Raw genomic sequence first — 17,863 nt, 5'->3', positions numbered from 1 at the left:
GAACACACCAGATCCGCGATACCCACCCCGGGTATCCAATTCTCAACGGAGGAACACAATGACAAACCTGAATGTCACCTACGATCAGATGCATTCTGCGGCCACCCGCCTGCGCAACGGCCAGCAGGATCTTGAGTCCAAGCTCAACGAGCTGCGCTCGCTGGTCCAGCAGCTGGTTCAGAACGGCTTTACGACGTCGCGCGCCTCGGGCGCCTTCGACAGCTCGTACCAGGAGTTCACCCAGGGCGCGACGCGCACGGTCAAGGGAATCGACGGCATGGCCGACTACCTGAACAAAGCCGCCCAGGCCCTCCAGGAGACTGACGAGCAGCTGGCACGAGCGGCCGGTAAGTAAGGTCGTCACCGCCTGGGGCGCGGGAGGACACGTCCGCGCCCCAGGTCCTCTGAAGAAAGGAAACGCCATGGTGAACCTGTCACTCGACACGACCGAGTTGCGCAACCGGTCGAAGTCCCTGCGCGCAACGGCAGCCCTGTTGGACGATGCGAAGATCGACGCCTTGGACATTGCCTCTGTTGTCGGCCATGACAAACTCGCGGGAAAGGTCAGGGAGTTCGGCAATAACTGGGACACCACCCGGGGGCGTTTCCGCGAGCACCTGGAGGCACTGGCGAAGACCTTCGAGGCCATCGCCGAAACCTTCGAGGATCTCGACAGAGACCTCGAGAACGCGCTGAGGAGAAAGAAATAATGAGTACCCTGCCGGGAGAACCCACCGCCCTGAAAACGAAGGTTGAGGGGCTGATCACCTCCGCGAACAGCATCCAGTCCGCGATCGATGGCCTCAGTAAATTTGTGACGACGGCGAACTCGCTCGCTGTCGTCGCAACGTACAGGCAGGTGAGCAACGCTAAGAAATGCCTGGAGGCGGCACACGGCCGCTACCTGAATACGGGCCTGGCATTGCGGGAATACCAGGTGATCCTAGCCGACTGCCACAAGCGAGCCGACGCAGCGGCGGCCCGAGGAGAGACCGCCAAGCGACAGCACAGCGCCGCCCAGGAGGCCGCGAAAAAGACCAAGCGTCAGCTTGAGGCACTGAAAGATTCGCACGCCCCCTCTACCAACGTCACAAACGCGCAAAACGCCTATAAACAGGCGTGCGCCGACGAAAAGCGTGCTGCCGGTGCTATGACCGGGGCTGCGTCGGATATCAAAAAAGAACAAATGATCGTCGATGCTGTTGCAAACGCAACCATCTCCAAGATCGACACGGCGATATCCAGCACCAACGACAACCTGATCGACAAAATTTCTCAGTTCATCAAAAACGTCGGCAAGGCACTCGCAGAGTTCAGCGAGTGGAAAAAAGTCCTCAAGGAGTTTATAGACAAGATAGTTGAAGCTCTCAAGATAGTTGTCAAAGCGGCCAGCGTAGTTCTTGGTACGATTATTTCTTCCGTACTAGGGCTCGGCGCCCTACAAGACCCAAAGTTCCGCGCTTACCTCCTTCTGTTTCTCACATTAGGAGCTGCTACCCTGCAGGGACGCCGCCAAAAGTTACTCATGCAGGCACATAACGCCCAGCTCGACGAAGCCGAGCGCAAACGTGGGCCGTCTGGCGTCGGTTACGGTGACAACGGGGAGACGACGGAGACCGTCAACACTCGCCCGGGCAGGGAGGGCCTCATCCGGGACAAAATGGACCTCGCGGGTAGGCCCCACCCCCGCGGAGACTGGAAGGAGCCTCCCGGCTGGCACGAGGTGAGCCCCGCCGAGCTGCGGAAACTGGGTATCGATCCGACGATCTTCGAAGACAAGAGAACCGGCTTCCACGCGACGCTCTTCCGTGACGACAACGGGCGCTATGTCTTGTCCTACGACGGAACCAATTTCGGCGATCCGGAAGGCGACGTGACCAGCGATGTGTTGGGGGCAGCGGACATTTCGCCGCAAGTCCGTCAGGCAATTGTCGCCGCGACAAGCGTCAAACAGCGCCTGATGGCCAACGGCGTCACCGCGGGCAACTTCTCCCTGGCCGGCCATTCCCTGGGCGGGGAGCTCGCGTCGGCGGGTTCGATCGCGACGGGGTCGAGGGCGACGACCTTCAACGCTGCGGGATTGAGTTACACGAGCATGACGCTCGCTCGAGAGTCGGCAATACAAAACGGTTTCTTCACTTCCGACGTTGATGCGCGTGCCCGCGTCGAAAACTACCGCTTCTCCAAGGATCCGCTTACGTCTATACAGTCTTCGCCACTTCTGCCGGAAGCATACGGAAAGCAGATTAACATCAAAGCAGACGCCAAGGACTGGTGGAACCTCGACCCGAGATGGGGACATGGGCTCGAGGCTATGAAGCAACAGTACGATGCCAAGCACGGCCGCCTGTACAACAGACGCATTGATCGAGTAGATGAGATTGATCCGTTGCGAAATCTGGCCTGAGCCTTGTCTGCGCAACGTCTCTCATTCCCCCCCCTTCGACGAACCTAGACAACCAGCATCTAAGCTCCATGCGAGAAAGCGGAATCAACGATGGCAAGCGATAAGAGCCCCAGCGAGGACCCACGCCTCGTCTTCAACCTACCGGGCACCTGGTTCCCCGTGGCGATCACGGATGAGGGGGCCTCGGAACAGGACGTCGAGCGCATGGTCCAGGGCATTGTCGGCCCGGCGGACGACGCGGCCGTGCTGCGTCGCCAGATGCACGATCAGGTGGTCGATGCGTGCGCCGCGGCCGCGGAAGGCGGCGCCGTTGCGATGTACTTTGGCAAGGAGCTCGAAAAGGACGCGCCCTTCCCTGTGAACATCACGGTCTACCAGCCGCCGGGCCTGCGCATGAGCCCGGCGATTGGCACGGAGAGCGACGAAGTATTTGGCATCCTTCGAATGGGCTTCGATGACGCGGACGACACGTTCGTCGACGTTGAGGGCGGAAACTATCGCGCGCTGCGCCGCCTGCTCATCGAGAAGGATGATTCGTTCCAGATCGAGGTCCCCGAGGAGGAGACTCCCGAGGAAGCGGCCCTGCGCGCCGAGGCGGAGAAGCTTCAATTCGAGCGGATGCGCGTCGATTATTGGGCGCACGTGCCCGACACGAAGCAGATCGTGATCGTCTCCTTCGTAACGCAGATGGCCATGATCAAGAACCTCATGCTCGAGCTCTTCGATCTGCTCATCGCAGCGTCTTACTTCGTTTCCGGTTCCGCCGACGAGGTTGAATCCGAGTCCGAGGCCACAGCTGAGACCACGTCGGAGGCCACAAACGAACCCGAAGAAGCAACCGCCGACTAACAGTCATCCCGGGACCGCCGACGACGCACTGAGTGCCGTCGGCAGGGCTTCCTGGTCACTTGAGGGGTTCTCCCGGTGTCGCGACGAAGCAAACAATCGGGAGCCACTGCCTGATCACAACTATCATTCCAACTAGGAGAAACACATCATGACCACGGCGATAGCAATCATCATTCTCATCGCTTGCGGCTTCCTCTATTACGGGTGGTTCCGGCTGCGTCAGGAAATCTCCGCGAAGATCACCCAGCTGATTTTCCGGAAAGCGCACCGCGAGGGCGAGGGGGCGGTGGGCAGAACACACCTCATCACCCCGAAATCAGTGTCTGCTCACGCACTCCTTGAGGCTGCGTGGGAGGCAATCGACGTCCCGGCTAGCGAAAAGCCCCCACGGTGGTGGCCTGCCAGCGTCTTCAAGTGGCGCTCGGACGATCCCGCCGGTCTCGTTTTCCAATCGAAGGGCCGCCTGACCTTCACGCAGTGGTCTGCGACGCTGCTCACCGACAAAGAAGGCACGCAGCTCCTGTGGAGCGTCGTCCAAGCATTGCAGTTCAACGGTCTGGTGCCCGAGGCCAGGAGCCTAGCCAATCTGGAACGGCGCGTCATCAGGGCGATGAGGGCATGTGACCCGTACTGCGAGATCATCAGTGAACAAGGAAAGGTGAAGTGGAAATGAAACACACCACCCCACACTTCATCGCACTGGCGGTGCTCGCCATCGGCCTGCCGTGGTTTTTCCTGCTGGCCGACGAGGATCACAGGCTCCTTCCGTCGCTGTTCATCGTTGGTGGTGCGGTAGCGGTCCTGGCCTTGGATTACTTCGGCCCTGCGGCGCTGCCCGACCCCCTCGCAGCCCAGGACCCAGAACCGTGGAAGCGCCCGCCCGCCGCCAACGCTGCGGAGGCGCAGGCCTACCAGGCGTGGGTTGCGCAGGCCACCACCGCCGCTCAAGTGGCGCCGAGCGCTCTGACGACGCCCGCGGCACCGGCGTTCTCGCAGCCCCAGGCGGCCAACGTTGCACAGCCTCTCACGAACGAGGCCGTGGCTCAGCAGGTGCACACGCCCGCCTCCGGCGCGCCCTCCGCGTCGGCTCCCGCGCCGACAGCGGTTGCACCGTCGATGCCTCCAGCCCCGGAAGCCCCTGCACCGCGCCAGAGCGCGGCCGAAGAGCTTAACCGCCCGATCTCGATTGGCCCTCTCACCTCCCCCAGCGAGGACGCCCCGGTCAATCAGCCGTTCTCGGTTGGCCCGCTCGCTTCGCCCGCACCTGCCCTGCAGCAAGCCCCGGAACCCCAGCAGGTCTCGGCGCCCCAACAGGTCTCGGTGCCCCAGCAAGCCCCCGAACCCCAGCAGGTCTCGGCGCCCCAACAGGCACCGGACATCGCTCAGCCTCAGCAGGCCTCGGCCGACGCCTACGACGACGATGACCTCGACATGACGCGCGCGGCAGTCTCGCCGGGAAGCCGCTTCACTGCCGCCGACGCGATAGATCCGGCGACGCCGTGGGAGGTCCAGGCGGAGATCGCTCGGACGAGGCCTGACCTGTGGGTGGCGCTGTCGAAGAATCCGTCGATTTACCCGGATCTCAAAGCCTGGCTCGATCGCCATATCAACAAGTAGCCAACGCACGAGGCACGACATACGTGGGGGCCACCCAATGGGTGGCCCCCACAGCCACGTTCACTCGTCCGCACATCAAGGTGAATGAGCGGGAAGGCGCGCCACCTATCCGTTGATCTCGCGAATCTTGGACTGATCGTCGCCCGCCGTCACACAAAAGAGCTTCGCTGAACTGACACTCAGCTGAATCATGGCTTTTGAAGGAGTCTTCCCCTTCTCCGACAGGAGGTCCTTGACTGCCTCATATTGATCGTCAGAGGACATCGTCAAATACTCCCCGCAGGTCGTGTCACCCCCCTTGGTCCTCGTTGATCCAGAGCACGCCGTCAGCGAGACCACAACCATGACGGCCGCTACGACGCCGACCGCCTTCTTCCATCGCGTCATGTCAGACTCCTAATACCTGTGTTGTGATGTGAAAGAATCGCCCTCCATCAGAGGACACTTCCAGTATCCCCCAACGCACACCCCACAGTGTCGCAAATATCACAAGTTATACACAGTAACCGTGTAGTGCTTCAGTGATGGAACGAGGTTTCCCCACTCAACAGACGCTCGTCGATGCCGCCTTCGATTCCACGACGGCCAGCCCCGCGTCGGTGAGGATCGTCGCGGCCCACCGTCTGCCCGCGGGACACACCCGCACGACGACGCGCCCGGCCACGGCCTCGTCAAGTGCGGCGGTTGCGCGCGACACGATGAGCGAACACAGTGCGTCGTCGTCCCCTTCCCCGGTTCCACGCACACCTTCGCCTCCGCGGTCATCGAGCAGGAGGACCTCGACCCCTCGTCCTCGCGCGCGACGCGCCGCTTCCACGGCGGCGGTTCCGGTGAAGAAGGGAGCGCGGATCTCGTCGCGCAGCTCCGCCTCGAGCAGGCGCGCCTCCATGGCGATCTCAGGTGTCACTTCTTCATCCCGGAGCGCCTCGAGGGTCCTGCGCGCGCGAACGGACACGTCGGCGAGCTTGACCGCCATGGCCGAATTAATGCTCACCTGCAGTTCCCTCTCCAGGCGCGCCTGCTCCTCGGCTTTGAGGGCTCGTTCGATCGCGGAGGTCACGGTGCCCGACCACGACACGAGAGCAAACCAGAACATGAACGTGATGATGTGGCCGATCGTGAAGGTAAAGACGAGGCCGGGCGGCCTACCTGAGAGTGCAACCCAGGCGGCGACTGCGACCACAAAGCCGACGCAGCCAACGACGGCCTCGGCCGTGCGCTGACGCAGGAGGAGCAGCACAGCGAGGAACATCGATGCGCCCGCGCTCCACCCGGACCAGCCCGGCCATGCGGACGCTCCCCGAATCGGGATGAGCACCAGCAGGTTGGACACACCGATCACAGCGGCACTCCCCCAGGTCACGAGTTTCGGGGGCACGCGGTCGGGCCACGGTGCCACCAATAGGGTTCCTGCGACCGCCATGATCGCGAGGGAGAGGATGACGGGGCCCCTATGTGAGTAGGCCCCGTGGCTGAATTCGATCGCCACCATATAGCTATGAAACACAACGCCGACCAGAACAAGCAGCCGCGCTCCGCGCGACTCTGCGGCCGCGCGGACCTGCGAATCCCACGCGGTGCGCGACGGGTCTTTGTCGCGCGTACCCGCGCGGGTCCGCCACGCGAACGCGGAGCGAATCGCCTGCCGCGGCCGGAAGCGTCGACTCTGGGGGTCGCGCCATTCCAGGGTCACGAGCGTGCCTCCGCCGGGCTTCGAGGCCAGGGTTGCGTTGCCACCGACCGACTCCATCCGCTTCACGATGGAACCCCGGACGCCGTGTCGCCCCTCGGCGAGGCGCTCAAGGTCGAAGCCCTGTCCCGTGTCGGTGATCGTCACGCGCATGGAATCCGCCCCGGCTGAGACAACGACGCGGCAGCGCGCGGGCTGGCTCGGGTCCGAGGTGTCGGATCCTGCGTGGAGGCGAACGTTGTTGAGTGCCTCGTGGGTCGCGGCGACGACCTCGGCGCCCACCTGGGCGGGGATCTGCCAGCCTTTTGCAGGAAGGTGACATGCGAGCTTCCAGCGCGTGTTCCCGGGACGCACGAGGGCCTCGAATGCTCCCCGCATCTGTGTAGCGTCCATGAACCCGTTGGAGGGTGGGGCGGGGATGAGTGCGCACAGCGCGGAGTGGGCTGCCGCGCGCACCTCGATGTCGTCGATGCCTCGTTTGCACGCGAGAATCAGAGCCGAGAGCACGTAGTCGTGGATGAGACCGTTGCTACGCGCCCGTGCACGCCCCTGGGCGCGCTCTCCCGCGAGCGCATGCTCCGCGTCGCGGGCGTTGGCGCGGGTTTGGTCGAGGCCGCGCACGATCATGAGGGTCCATTCAAGCATTCCCGCGTTGGCCATGGCGGTGAGCAGGAAGAAGAGGGGGCCGACCGATGTTTCGAGTAGTTTGTTGTCGGGGTTGGCGCTCATCATGACGATGATCTGCAGCGGAGCGATGGCGCTGAGGTAGGCGGCCGTGTAGCGTCCGCGCAGGACGGCGATGCAGCTGATCGCAGCGAGTGGGTAGAGTGCCAGGATCGGGTTCGTGTCGGAGGCGATGGCGTGGAAATACACCGGGGGCACCGGGGATCCGAGGTTTATGGCTGGCAGGATCGTGCACGCGACGATGAGCGCAAGGTAGCACGCGAGGTACAGGCGCATGAGCACGAACCAGCCGGTATCGGTCCACGTGTGCGTATGCTTGCGTGTGGTCACCGCTTTGTGTATCGCGGCGAGCGCGCACGCTCCGGCGCAGAGCGGGAGAATCAGGTTCGGCGAGTAGACGACCCACTGCACGAGCTCAGCGCGCGAAAGCCCCACCGGAACCAGTTGGGGTCCGCTGATGATGGTGATAAAGATGGCTGCGAGGACGCAGGTCAGGACGAGGAGGCGCTGCATGTGCAGCGCGTAGGGGCCGAGGTCGCGCGGGTGCATTAGTCGTAGTAGCTGACGAGGCCGTCTTCAGCTGCGCGTCGGAAGAGGTCGACGCGCGATTCGGCGGGGCGTCCCGATTCCCTGTATTTACCGCGGATTCGGGCGATGTAGGTGTTGACGGTGTTTTTGGAGACGCTGAGGGCACGCGCCACGGAGGCGGAACTCTCACCGGAGGCGTAGTGGGCGAGGATGTGCGCCTCGAGGTCTGAGAGGTGTTCTGCGACGAAATCTTCGTCGGCGTCCAGTGCCGCGGCCCAATCCGGGGTGGGGAAGGTGACGCCGTCGGCGGCGGCGAGGACGGCCTCGACGAGGTCGTCGGGTGGCGCGCTCTTGCGGATGATGGACAGGGCACCGCCGGCGATCGCGCGTCGCACCAGGTAGGGGTCGTCGCCGGAGGTGTAGACAACCACGGGGATCCCGTATCCGTTGATGTACGCGATGTTCGTGTCGGGGGCGGAGCCGTCGGCGAGGCGCAGGTCGAGGACGGCGACCTGCCCGCGCTTCCACCGCGCCTCGCGAACGGTCGGCGACCAGGCAATGGAGGCGTCGGCCCCCTGGTCCTCGAACGCTGCCTTGACGCCGAGTCCGACGACGCGGTGATCGTCGATGACCACGATCTGTGCAGCGGTTTTCATCTTCGTGCCTCCCCGCGCTTCTGGGTCTGATTGACCGGGCTAAGACGTATTTTTTTCTCAGTCTAATTGCCCAGGAACGCTTTTCCAACACCGCTGGTCAGGTGGCATTTTTCGTCGCGACAACCGCGTGGGTCTTCTTGTGAGCGGCGCGGTGGGTGGGGGAAGCATCAACACGCACTGAGCGCACAAAATAGCGATTGTTTGGGTATTTGGAGGGGTGATGGATGACTGTTGCTCATACACTGCGCTCGGGGACGAGGCCGGATGGCCTCAGCGATCATCCGCGTCGGGTGCCGCTCCGGAGGTTGGCGGACCACGGCGCCTCCCCGACTAGGGACCCGCGATGAACACTTGCTGTACAAGTACTAGTACATTTCTCTCGTTGCCCGTCGCGCCGCGAGCCCCGGTTTGTATCGTGTGTATCACGAAAGGAGGTGATCACACGATGTTCACGTACGTCGCATCCGCAAGTCCGCGTGGCAATGAGAACATCCGACGAGTGTGCTCGCACTGCTCGGGCGTCTTCTACGTCACTTTCAACGCGCAGAACTACCGCTGCCCACACTGCAATTGGCAGTGCGGCTGATTGCCCACGGCACCGATGCCATGCGCCTGGGGCGTGGCTCTGTGCCAGTCGCGGATCGCTAGGGACGTCGATCCGTCGACCGACTGATTCTCCGCATCAGTTGGATCTCGAGGAGATGCCAGCCGCGCGCGCATCGGCCGATAACCCTGAACGCGTTCTCCCTGTCGGATACCTGCCGGTTTCCAATAGGGAGAACGCGCGACGGCTGCACTGTCTCCGCTCAGCACGTGCTACGCGCTCCTCGCGCGCACCCAGCCGGGCAGGCGTGAGGCCAGGACGGCGCCCGCGCACAGGAGAGCGATAGTACCGCCGGCGCTGAGCCGCGCGGGCACGGCGATCACCAAGCCAGCCAGGCCGACGAGGGCACCGAGGAGGGGGCAGGCGATGAGGAAGGCGCGCGAGCTTCGCGCGTGGGGGGCGATTGCCGCGGCGGGGGCGGCGATGAGGGCGATCGACAGAATCGTGCCGACGGCGGGGATCGCGACGGTGACGGCGGCGAGGATGAGGCCCAGGATGATGCGCTCGTTGCGAGAGGCCCCGCGCGCGGCCCCGGGGTCGGCGGGGTCGAAGCAGTGGGCCAGGAGCTGGCGGTGCCCAGCGGCGACAACCGCGAGCGCGACCGTGAGGACGGCCCCCGCCCAGGCGACGTCCGCGGGCGAGACGGTCATGACGGATCCGGTCAGGAAGGAGCTGACCGCAAGGGGCAGGGGCTTAAACCAGGTGGCCAGGAAGTACCCGGTGGCGAATCCGGCGGTCAGGACGATGCCCGCGGCGCCCTGGCTGGAGATGCCGGGGATCGACGCGAGGGATCGCATCAGCGCGACCAGCGGGATCGTTCCGAGGAAGGCGCCGACGTAGAGAGCGGCCGACATGCCCGAGTGTCCCAGGCCGAGGGCGGCGGCGATGACGACGCCGAGGACCGCGCCGGGGAAGGTGCCGTGGGTGACGGATTCGGCGAAGAAGATGCGCTTGTCCAGGTATGCGAACGCCCCGACGAGGCCACCGAGGGCGCCGATCAGGGTGACGTGCAGGGCGGGGACGAGCAGGAGACTGAGGATCACGAGGCCTCCCCCACCGTCAGCAGCGCCGACGCCCACGTTTCACGCACTGTTTCACGCTCACGGCCCGCACTCTCCCCTGTTTCACGCGCTGTTTCACGCGCGGAACTCAGATCTGGTCCCGCGACAGCACCTGTTTCACGCGCTGTTTCACGCGCGGTCAGGGAATCCTGAGAGCCGGCCGAGGCCTCGTCCCGCCCCGCGGGAGCGTCGCGCAGCTTCCGGATCACGCAGCCGAGCGCAAAGCAGGCAAGCACGCCGAGGGCGACGCAGGCCTGCGGCGACAGGGGCCGGGGCGCGCGCAGCAGGGCGACACCAAAGCCCGCCCAGCCGCCCACCAGCGCACTCAGCGCGGCCAACGCCGCCATCGCGCGCGTGCCAGAGGCGAGCAGACGCCCGAAGGCGCCGGGCACGATGAGGTAACCGACGACGAGGAGGACGCCCACGGCCGTCGAGGCCGCGACGACGATCGCGCCGAGCGCCGCGTTGAAGGCGACGTCGATCCAGGTGACGGGGATGCCGCTGACGCCCGCAGCCTCGCGGTCGAAGGCCACGGCGATCTGGGCGCGCCAGGTGGCCAGCAGGAGCAGGCCCGCCACGGCCAGGACCGCGGCGCTGGTCCACATCCGAGAGGGCGTAATGTCCAGGAGGCGCCCAAACATGAGGGATTCGAGCTGACCGGACATGTCGCCGATGCGCAGGGAGATGACGATGCCCAGGGAGAAGAAAGCGGTCAGCAGGACGGCGGTGGTGGCCTCAGAGGAGCGCGGGCGCCGCGAGGCCGCCGTCAGGGAGGCGGCAATGAGGGCCGCACATACGGCACCGCCGGGAATGATGGCGTCGCGCCCGCCCACGGCCATGCCCACCACGATGCCGGGGAAGACGCCGTGCACCATGGTTTCGGCGCTGAACTCGGCCCGGCGCAGGTTCACGAGTGTCGAGGCCGGCCCCACCGCCAGGGCCAGCAGCCCCAGGACGATGATGGGGCGCAGCAGGTAGGGGGCGATCATGACAGCGCCGCAATCGCTTCGTCGGCGCTCGACCCGTAGGCGCGTGCAAGCACCGAGGGGGCCAGGGCCTCGTCGACGGGGCCCAGGGCCACGAGGCGCGAGGCGATCACGCAGGCCCGGGAGCACACGTCGCGCGCGAGCGAGAGGTCGTGGGTGGACACGACGACCCCGACGCCGTCGGCGGTGAGGGAGGCGATGAGTCCGGTGATGATGTCGCGGCTGGGCGCGTCGAGGCCGTTGAAGGGCTCGTCCATCATGACCAGCTCGGGCTGGGCGACGAGGGCGCGGGCCACGAGGACGCGCTGGCGCTGCCCGCCGCTGAGCGTGCCGAAACGATGGGAGGCGCGGTCGGAAAGGTTGACCTTCTCGAGGGCTTCGCCCACGCGGCGCCGCATGTCCGCGGTGATGCGCCGACCCCACCCGGCCTCGGCGATCAGGCCCATGGTGACGACCTCGGAGGCGCTGACCGGGAAGGTCAGGTCCAGGTCGGCGCTCTGGGGGACCAGGCCGATGCGCGACGCAGCGACGGACACGCGCCCCGACAGGATCTGGCAGCCGCCGACGACGGCGCGCAGGAGCGTGGTTTTGCCGCCGCCGTTGGGGCCAACAAGCGCGAGGGCCTGACCCCCATCCACGTCGAGGGTCAGGCCGGACAGCGCCGGGGTATTGCCATACCCCAGCGCCGCGTCCTCAAAAGAAACGAGGTGAGACATCACTGACCCGCCAACCGTTCGGGCAACGCCGGGGCGGTGCCGCCCCACGCGTCGGTCACCGCGCGCACGTTGTGGATAATCGAGCCCACGTAGGTGGCTCCGGCGCTCCCGTCGGGGCCGAGCGAGTCGCCGTAGAGCGCGTCGTCGCCCACGATGGGGGTGACGCCGGCGCCGCGCGCGATCGCCTCGATGGACTTGGAATTGTTGGAGTTTTCAGCGAAGAGCGCGACGGCGCCCGAGTCCTTGACGGCCTGCACGGCGGAGGCAATGTGGTCGGCGGTCGCGTCCTGCTGGTCGTTAAAGTCGGTGAGAGCCGCGCCGATGAAGCGGATCCCATAGTCGCCCGAGAAGTAGCCGAAGGCGTCGTGCGAGGTGAACAGGACGCGCTGGCCCTCCGGGACAGTCTCGATGGAGGCGGTCGCCCACGCGTCGAGGGCGTCCAGGTCCTCCAGGTACGAGGCCGTGGCCGCGTTGATCGAGGCGGCGGCGTCGGGTGCGGCGGCGGCCAGGCCAGCTCCCAGGTTTTCGACCTGGACGCGGGCCCGCTTGGGCGAGGTCCACACGTGGGGGTCGAAGCGGAATTCGGGTGCCTCGCCCTCATTTTCGGGCGGGAAGGGCCAGGGGGAGACCTCGACGCGCTCGATCCCGCGGTCGATCGTGTAGGGGGTCTGCGGGTCGGCCGCGCCGGGGTTGTCGACGTCGGAGGCGGTCAGGACGCCGGAGGTGACGACCATACGCCCGTGGAAGCCGGAGGAGGCAACCGCGTCGTCCAGGAAGTGCTCGAGGTCGACGCCGGAGACGGCCATGACGTCAGCGTCGGCCAGGGCCGCGGTTTGAGCAGGGGTCATTTCGTGTTCGTGCGCCGAGGCGTTGGGGGCGAGGAGGCACGTCAGGCTCATGGTCAGGGCCGCATTGTCGGGGGCGGCGCCCACGTGGGAGCTCTTGCCGGAGGCGTCGGTCTTGTCCAGGGAGAGGTCGGTGGAGGCTGCGGCGATCTGGGTGACGTAGTCGCAGATCTGCGTGGTTGTGGCGACGACTGTGAGGCCGTGTGCCGAGGAGGTGGGCGCGCACGCCGCAAGGGGCGCGAGGGCGAGGCCGAGGATGGCGAGTGCCGCGCGGCGGGTTGTTGAGGGGATCATCATCGCTCCAACGGATTTTTCGGGTACCCGAAAATTATAGAGCATTGCGAGAACAATTCTCAACACCTGGCCGATGCACACCCTCCCACGAGCCGGTAGCAAACGTTCAGGCAATTGCTCACAGCGCCACACAGCCCGCTAGACTCGGCATCGATGGATACCACGAACACGACCCACGACAACCCACAGGACGTCGAGGCACCCGACCCCCACGGCAAGGTTCTCCCTGCCGCCGCCTCCGAGAACGCGCCCGCCCCGGCCTCGTCCCCCGCGGACACGACGCCCGAGGACGGCGCACCGGAGGACCCAAGCCCCGGGAATCCCAACCGAGAGAACGAAACATCCGAGGCCAGCGTCCCCCACGACCCCGCCCCGGCCTCGTCAACGACAGGCGGGGACATCTGGGCAGCCCGCCTGCACACCCCGACCGCCGGCTGGGTGGCCACCGCGGTCGCCACGATCATCGCTGCCATCATTCGGATGACCGGACTGGACAACGTCCGCACCCTCGTCTTCGACGAGACCTACTACGTCAAGGACGCCTGGTCACTCATCACACTCGGATACGAGGGCACGTGGCCCAACAACTACGACGCGTCCTTCGTCGCGGGCAACGTCTCCGGGCTCGCAGCCAAAGGCGGGTACCCCGTCCACCCGCCGACGGGCAAGTGGCTCATCGGCCTGGGCATGGAAGCGCTCGGACAGACAGACCCGGTGGGCTGGCGCATCGTGACCGCGATCTGCGGCGTTATCACCGTATTCCTCCTGTGCCGACTCGCGCAGAACCTCTTCCACAGCCCCCTCCTCACCCTCCTCGCGGGCCTCTTCCTGGCCACCGACGGCATCGCCATCGTCATGAGCCGCACCTCCATCCTCGACGGCTACCTCGCGATGTTCGCCCTGGCTGCGTTCCTGTGCGTCGTCAAGGACCAGCAGATGTCACGCCCAACGCTGACTAGCAAGCTCACCGCATGGGACGGCATCGGAGCCCCGCGCCACGGCTGGGCCAGCCTGAGGGCATTCGTCACCCTGCGCGACCAACACGGCTTCGCGATCGGCCCCAACGCGGGTCGGCGCCCCTGGCTGCTCGCCGCCGGCATCCTGTGCGGCCTGGCGTCCTCGGTGAAGTGGTCCGGCGTCTACGTACTCGCCTGCCTCGGTCTTTTCGTCGCCATTCGCGAGGTCACCTACCGTTGGCGGCTCGGCCACCCTTCGCCCGTGCGCGGGGCGCTCATCGCGGACGTGTGGTGGGCATTCATCCTCATGGTCCCCAGCGCAATCCTGACCTACATTGCCTCCTGGTTCGGCTGGTTCACGCACCCCCAGGCCCACGGACACGGGCGGTCCGGCATCTCCGGATTCACCGGTGCCCTCGCCGACCTGTGGATCTACCACAAGGAAATGTGGACATTCCACACCGGCCTGACGACGCCCCACACGTACCAGTCCAACCCCTACACGTGGCTCGCGCAGGTACGACCGACGTCTTTCCACTGGTCAAACGACGCGTCAATCACCGGGTGCGCCTCTGGAAAGTGCGCGACGAACGTCGTTGCTCTGGGCAACCCGGTTCTGTGGTGGATCGGCATTGGAGCACTCCTCCTCGTGTTCATCGTGACTCTTCGCTACCGAAACTGGCGCTCCGGCGTCATCCTGGCGGGCTACCTCGCCCTGTACGTGCCCTGGCTGACCTACGCACACCGGACGATCTTCACGTTCTACACGGTGGCCTTCGTGCCCTTCGTCGCGCTGGGGGTCGCGTGGATGGTCGCACTCCTGGCCGATGCCGTCACGATCACCGGGGCAGCCCCGTCCTCTCCCCCACCACTGCGCTCCGCGACCGCGGGACGTTTGTTGGCCGCCGCGCTGACGATCGCGATTCTCGCGTGCGCTTTCTACTTCATGCCCCTGTGGCGCGGCGACGTCGTCGACTACGAGTTTTGGCGCTCGCACATGTGGCTACCCACGTGGATCTGAGCCTTGGATTCGACTCCCAGTTACGACGAACGGGCGGCCCGGCAGTTTCCTGCCGGGCCGCCCGTGTCATGTCTGCGGCGCCGCGCGTGGCGCCGCAGCGTTGTTCTCGCGTCGATACTGCTCGCATGTCCCCTGTCGGGGGCAGCACTCAGGCCAGGGAGGCCAGGAGCTGGCGAAGCGAGGCGCTCAGCTCGTCAGAGGGCTTGAAGGCACCGTCGACGAAGTCCGAGCCGAGGTTGATACCCAGCTCCTGCTCACGCACGTCGGCGCCGAAGGTGGAGAGGATATCGCGGAGGTGGGCGCGAGGGGCCTCGCCGCCGTACCAGGAGTAGCCGATCAGCGCGGTGGCCTTGTCCTTGAGGGTGGCCGGGGGCAGGTAGTCGATCGCATTCTTGAGGACACCGGGGATCGAGTGGTTGTACTCGGGGGTCACGAACACGACGGCGTCGAGCGCCTCGATGTTGGCGCGCAGGCGCACGGCCTCGGGCAGGGTCGGGGCCTGCATCGAGGGGGACATCTCCTCAGCAAAGAGGGGCAGATCGTAGTCACGAAGATCGATGAAGATGGGGTTGACGCCCTCGACCTGGAGCGCCTGCTCCTCGATCCAGCGCACCACCTGCTCGCCCGCACGACCGGGGCGAACGGAACCGAGAACGACAGCAATGGAAGCCATGACGTTTCCGTTCGGGGCATTATTGAAACATCAAGTACGTTACATCCTGCAACATTTCAGAACAACCCATTCGGCTATCGATTAGGACACAGGTCCTACAAATTATCGACGCGTCTCACAACTACGCCCTGATCAGGCAATCTCCATCATTGAATTGTCAAACGATATGGGACTATCGTCCAACTGTTGTCACAGCAACATTGGCAGTGTTTCAGCTGAACAACGTTCCGTCGGCGCGAAAGTGTCAGACATAGAGCCGACACCATCCCCGCCGCCGGCGCAGAGTCTGTCACGTCCGCCTTGGTACGAGGCCGGGGTACGCAAGCAGGGCAACGACACGCCGCATCGGCGGCGAGGAGTCACAGCGGGCCGGCGGCGAGCACGAAAGAGGCGCGACAGCAAGGACAGCGAAGCGCAACGACGGGCACACCCACCTAGCCGGCCCGCCTGAAGGCCGCGCCGGCGCCACAGCGTGCGAGGACACCGACGTCACGAGCGTGCGTGCTCGAACCAGCAGCACTCACGCGCCACAACGACGCGTAGCCGGCCTAACACGGCCCAATCGGGCCCGAGGACCATTTGGTGCGCACTGTCGCGCAGGGAAGCGCCTGAGGGACGCATAGGGGCTGTGGTGGCTCGTGTGAGTAGCCAGCGCCTGTGCAGGTTGGGTTTGAAGGGGGGCGCTTCAGTTGGTTGGTGGTGTGGGTCAGGCCGGGAGCCCTATGTGGGTTCCCGGCCTGGCCTTCTGTCCGGTAAAAGGGCTCTTCCGAGTTGAGTGTGGGTGACCGGGTGTTGAGCGGGGGTTGCGGGTAGAGGTCGAGGTCCTTGATGATGAGCGGACCTCTACCCCCGCTGTCGTCAAGGACCTCGACAATGTCTCACCCTACCTGCTGCTGCTCTGCGTCGCTTGATCGTTGTGATCGGTGTGATCTGCTCGTCGGTTTGGAGGGCTTCCATCTGATGAGCGTGGCTCGCACCCCAGATGCTCTGGTACTTGATGTTGAGTCGTGCAACCAGCTGGTTGGCTGCCCTGGTTGTGGGGTGATCGCTCAAGGCCACGGTCGTATGGTGGTGGAGGTGATCGACGCGCCCTGGGCCGGGGTCCCGGTGCGGATCCGGTGGCATAAACGACGCTGGATATGCCGCGAACACACCTGCCAGACGGTGACATTCCTGGAGCACAGCGAGAAGGTGTGCGCACCTCGGGCGCGTCTGGGGACCCGGGCGATCCGCTGGGCGATCCGACAGTTGCGCTTCGAAGGAGCCACCATCGCTGGCCTGGCTCGACAACTGGCAACCACGTGGAATACCGTGTGGTCCCATATCAAGCCGTGTCTGCAAGCCGCATCTGATGACCCCGCCCGTTTCGCAGGGGTTCGGGTGCTGGGGGTTGACGAGAGCCATGTGGCATCACCAGGACCGACGCCGACGAGGGCCCCGTGAGCTCACCGGCATCGTGGACCTGACACGCGGGGAGGACCACCCCACGGCAAGGTTATTGGACCTGGTCCCAGGCAGGTCTGGCACCGTGTACAAGAACTGGCTAGAAGAGCGCGGCGAACAGTTTCGCTCCGGTATCCAGATCGCGACACTGGACCCCTTCCAAGGATACAAGAACGCCATCGACGACCAGCTCCAAGACGCCACCAGCGTCCTCGACGCCTTCCACATCGTCAAGCTCGCTGGCGACGCTCTCGATGAGGTGCGTCGCCGCGTCCAGCAAGACACGACCGGTCACCGCGGGCGCAAGGGGGATCCCCTCTATCAGATCCGGCTTCTTTTGCGCGCCTCGCGTGATCGGCTCACGAAGCGTCAAAAGGAACGCCTCCGTGAGGCCTTCGTGGCAGATGAGGCGCATATCAGTGTCGAAGTCGCCTACCACTGCGCCCAGCAAGTGCGCGAGGTCTTCCATCAAGATACACCCGCCCAAGGCCGACGCCTGGCCGCTCGTCTCATCGAGAGCCTACCAAGGTGTCCCATCCCCGAAATCGCTCGCCTGGGCCGGACCCTACGCAAGTGGAAGGACGCCTTCTTGGCCTACTTCGATACCGGCGGGGCCAGCAACGGGCCAACAGAAGCCATCAACGGAATCATCGAACTAGGCAGACGCACCGCCAGAGGCTACCGCAACCCCACCAACTACAGACTCCGAATGCTCCTCATCGCAGGAGGCCTAGATGCCTCCACCCACACTCAACTATGAAGAGCCGGTAAAAGCGCCGTGGAGAGAGACATCAGCACAGCAAGCATTCGGCAAGCAGAGATAGCATTCAGCG

Annotated in this window: 17 protein-coding genes; 9 read left to right on the top strand and 8 right to left on the bottom strand. The window is 65.1% G+C overall.

Annotated elements, in window-relative coordinates; translation table 11 throughout:
- The first annotated feature begins 58 nt into the window (after positions 1–58).
- The 6 genes from O3669_RS06460 (at position 59) to O3669_RS06435 (ending at position 4,873) form a co-directional block, all read left to right on the top strand.
- Positions 59–355 (top strand): WXG100 family type VII secretion target, encoded by a 297-nt coding sequence (locus O3669_RS06460; RefSeq protein WP_295918785.1) that lies wholly within the window; start codon positions 59–61, stop codon positions 353–355.
- Between the two features lie 67 nt (positions 356–422).
- Positions 423–710, top strand: coding sequence for a hypothetical protein (locus O3669_RS06455; protein WP_371524077.1), 288 nt, complete (start codon positions 423–425; stop codon positions 708–710).
- The gene (locus tag O3669_RS06450; protein WP_371524076.1) at positions 710–2,407 is read left to right on the top strand and encodes a hypothetical protein; all 1,698 of its coding nucleotides are present in this window, start codon (positions 710–712) and stop codon (positions 2,405–2,407) included. Before O3669_RS06455 ends, O3669_RS06450 begins: the two co-directional genes overlap by 1 nt.
- A 90-nt stretch (positions 2,408–2,497) precedes the next feature.
- Positions 2,498–3,256: a hypothetical protein gene (locus tag O3669_RS06445; protein WP_371524075.1), complete on the top strand. Its 759-nt coding sequence runs from the start codon at positions 2,498–2,500 to the stop codon at positions 3,254–3,256.
- 148 nt (positions 3,257–3,404) lie between these two features.
- Positions 3,405–3,929 (top strand): hypothetical protein, encoded by a 525-nt coding sequence (locus O3669_RS06440; protein ID WP_371524074.1) that lies wholly within the window; start codon positions 3,405–3,407, stop codon positions 3,927–3,929.
- A complete protein-coding gene (locus O3669_RS06435; RefSeq protein WP_371524073.1) occupies positions 3,926–4,873 on the top strand; it encodes a hypothetical protein in 948 nt (315 codons plus the stop codon). The genes O3669_RS06440 and O3669_RS06435 overlap by 4 nt, the downstream gene beginning before the upstream one ends.
- A gap of 105 nt (positions 4,874–4,978) precedes the next feature.
- Here the strand turns inward: O3669_RS06435 and O3669_RS06430 are convergent, their stop codons facing one another.
- The 7 genes from O3669_RS06430 to O3669_RS06400 all read right to left on the bottom strand — a co-directional run bounded on the left by O3669_RS06430 (position 4,979) and on the right by O3669_RS06400 (position 12,937).
- Positions 4,979–5,260, bottom strand: a complete 282-nt coding sequence (locus O3669_RS06430; protein WP_295918770.1) for a hypothetical protein — start codon at positions 5,258–5,260, stop codon at positions 4,979–4,981.
- A 157-nt stretch (positions 5,261–5,417) separates the two neighbouring features.
- A complete protein-coding gene (locus tag O3669_RS06425) occupies positions 5,418–7,796 on the bottom strand; it encodes a sensor histidine kinase (protein WP_371524071.1) in 2,379 nt (792 codons plus the stop codon).
- The gene (locus O3669_RS06420) at positions 7,796–8,431 is read right to left on the bottom strand and encodes a DNA-binding response regulator (RefSeq protein ID WP_371524070.1); all 636 of its coding nucleotides are present in this window, start codon (positions 8,429–8,431) and stop codon (positions 7,796–7,798) included. Before O3669_RS06420 ends, O3669_RS06425 begins: the two co-directional genes overlap by 1 nt.
- An 816-nt stretch (positions 8,432–9,247) precedes the next feature.
- Positions 9,248–10,078: a metal ABC transporter permease gene (locus O3669_RS06415; RefSeq protein ID WP_371524069.1), complete on the bottom strand. Its 831-nt coding sequence runs from the start codon at positions 10,076–10,078 to the stop codon at positions 9,248–9,250.
- Positions 10,075–11,085, bottom strand: coding sequence for a metal ABC transporter permease (locus O3669_RS06410; RefSeq protein WP_371524068.1), 1,011 nt, complete (start codon positions 11,083–11,085; stop codon positions 10,075–10,077). The genes O3669_RS06415 and O3669_RS06410 overlap by 4 nt, the downstream gene beginning before the upstream one ends.
- Positions 11,082–11,798, bottom strand: a complete 717-nt coding sequence (locus O3669_RS06405; RefSeq protein WP_371524067.1) for a metal ABC transporter ATP-binding protein — start codon at positions 11,796–11,798, stop codon at positions 11,082–11,084. Before O3669_RS06405 ends, O3669_RS06410 begins: the two co-directional genes overlap by 4 nt.
- Positions 11,798–12,937, bottom strand: a complete 1,140-nt coding sequence (locus O3669_RS06400; protein ID WP_371524096.1) for a metal ABC transporter solute-binding protein, Zn/Mn family — start codon at positions 12,935–12,937, stop codon at positions 11,798–11,800. Before O3669_RS06400 ends, O3669_RS06405 begins: the two co-directional genes overlap by 1 nt.
- Before the next feature lie 153 nt (positions 12,938–13,090).
- Between O3669_RS06400 and O3669_RS06395 the strand changes: the two genes are divergently transcribed.
- Positions 13,091–14,914 (top strand): phospholipid carrier-dependent glycosyltransferase, encoded by a 1,824-nt coding sequence (locus tag O3669_RS06395; RefSeq protein WP_371524066.1) that lies wholly within the window; start codon positions 13,091–13,093, stop codon positions 14,912–14,914.
- A 148-nt stretch (positions 14,915–15,062) separates the two neighbouring features.
- On the opposite strand, the gene O3669_RS06390 is transcribed toward O3669_RS06395, so the two are convergent.
- Positions 15,063–15,587 (bottom strand): NADPH-dependent FMN reductase, encoded by a 525-nt coding sequence (locus O3669_RS06390; RefSeq protein WP_295921077.1) that lies wholly within the window; start codon positions 15,585–15,587, stop codon positions 15,063–15,065.
- 828 nt (positions 15,588–16,415) lie between these two features.
- Between O3669_RS06390 and O3669_RS06385 the strand changes: the two genes are divergently transcribed.
- Positions 16,416–17,030, top strand: coding sequence for a transposase family protein (locus tag O3669_RS06385; protein ID WP_371524065.1), 615 nt, complete (start codon positions 16,416–16,418; stop codon positions 17,028–17,030).
- A complete protein-coding gene (locus O3669_RS06380; protein WP_371524064.1) occupies positions 16,939–17,790 on the top strand; it encodes an ISL3 family transposase in 852 nt (283 codons plus the stop codon). Before O3669_RS06385 ends, O3669_RS06380 begins: the two co-directional genes overlap by 92 nt.
- Positions 17,791–17,863 lie beyond the last annotated feature (73 nt).

Origin of the sequence: Pauljensenia sp. 20925_1_34, assembly GCF_041432775.1 — a bacterium.
In the GTDB taxonomy this organism is placed as follows: domain Bacteria; phylum Actinomycetota; class Actinomycetes; order Actinomycetales; family Actinomycetaceae; genus Pauljensenia.
The sequence above is the reverse complement of the archived record's forward strand: the minus strand, read 5'-3'. Positions and strand labels throughout refer to the sequence as shown.

What these genes read in the sequence shown, in the direction of transcription:
- O3669_RS06460 (WP_295918785.1), top strand. Translation starts at nt 59, where the DNA reads ATGACAAACCTGAATGTCACCTACGATCAGATGCATTCTGCGGCCACC.
- O3669_RS06425 (WP_371524071.1), bottom strand. Translation starts at nt 7,796, where the DNA reads ATGCACCCGCGCGACCTCGGCCCCTACGCGCTGCACATGCAGCGCCTC.
- O3669_RS06440 (WP_371524074.1), top strand. Translation starts at nt 3,405, where the DNA reads ATGACCACGGCGATAGCAATCATCATTCTCATCGCTTGCGGCTTCCTC.
- O3669_RS06385 (WP_371524065.1), top strand. Translation starts at nt 16,416, where the DNA reads ATGATGAGCGGACCTCTACCCCCGCTGTCGTCAAGGACCTCGACAATG.
- O3669_RS06410 (WP_371524068.1), bottom strand. Translation starts at nt 11,085, where the DNA reads ATGATCGCCCCCTACCTGCTGCGCCCCATCATCGTCCTGGGGCTGCTG.
- O3669_RS06395 (WP_371524066.1), top strand. Translation starts at nt 13,091, where the DNA reads ATGGATACCACGAACACGACCCACGACAACCCACAGGACGTCGAGGCA.
- O3669_RS06430 (WP_295918770.1), bottom strand. Translation starts at nt 5,260, where the DNA reads ATGACGCGATGGAAGAAGGCGGTCGGCGTCGTAGCGGCCGTCATGGTT.
- O3669_RS06445 (WP_371524075.1), top strand. Translation starts at nt 2,498, where the DNA reads ATGGCAAGCGATAAGAGCCCCAGCGAGGACCCACGCCTCGTCTTCAAC.
- O3669_RS06435 (WP_371524073.1), top strand. Translation starts at nt 3,926, where the DNA reads ATGAAACACACCACCCCACACTTCATCGCACTGGCGGTGCTCGCCATC.
- O3669_RS06455 (WP_371524077.1), top strand. Translation starts at nt 423, where the DNA reads ATGGTGAACCTGTCACTCGACACGACCGAGTTGCGCAACCGGTCGAAG.
- O3669_RS06390 (WP_295921077.1), bottom strand. Translation starts at nt 15,587, where the DNA reads ATGGCTTCCATTGCTGTCGTTCTCGGTTCCGTTCGCCCCGGTCGTGCG.
- O3669_RS06450 (WP_371524076.1), top strand. Translation starts at nt 710, where the DNA reads ATGAGTACCCTGCCGGGAGAACCCACCGCCCTGAAAACGAAGGTTGAG.
- O3669_RS06405 (WP_371524067.1), bottom strand. Translation starts at nt 11,798, where the DNA reads ATGTCTCACCTCGTTTCTTTTGAGGACGCGGCGCTGGGGTATGGCAAT.
- O3669_RS06400 (WP_371524096.1), bottom strand. Translation starts at nt 12,937, where the DNA reads ATGATCCCCTCAACAACCCGCCGCGCGGCACTCGCCATCCTCGGCCTC.
- O3669_RS06420 (WP_371524070.1), bottom strand. Translation starts at nt 8,431, where the DNA reads ATGAAAACCGCTGCACAGATCGTGGTCATCGACGATCACCGCGTCGTC.
- O3669_RS06380 (WP_371524064.1), top strand. Translation starts at nt 16,939, where the DNA reads ATGACCCCGCCCGTTTCGCAGGGGTTCGGGTGCTGGGGGTTGACGAGA.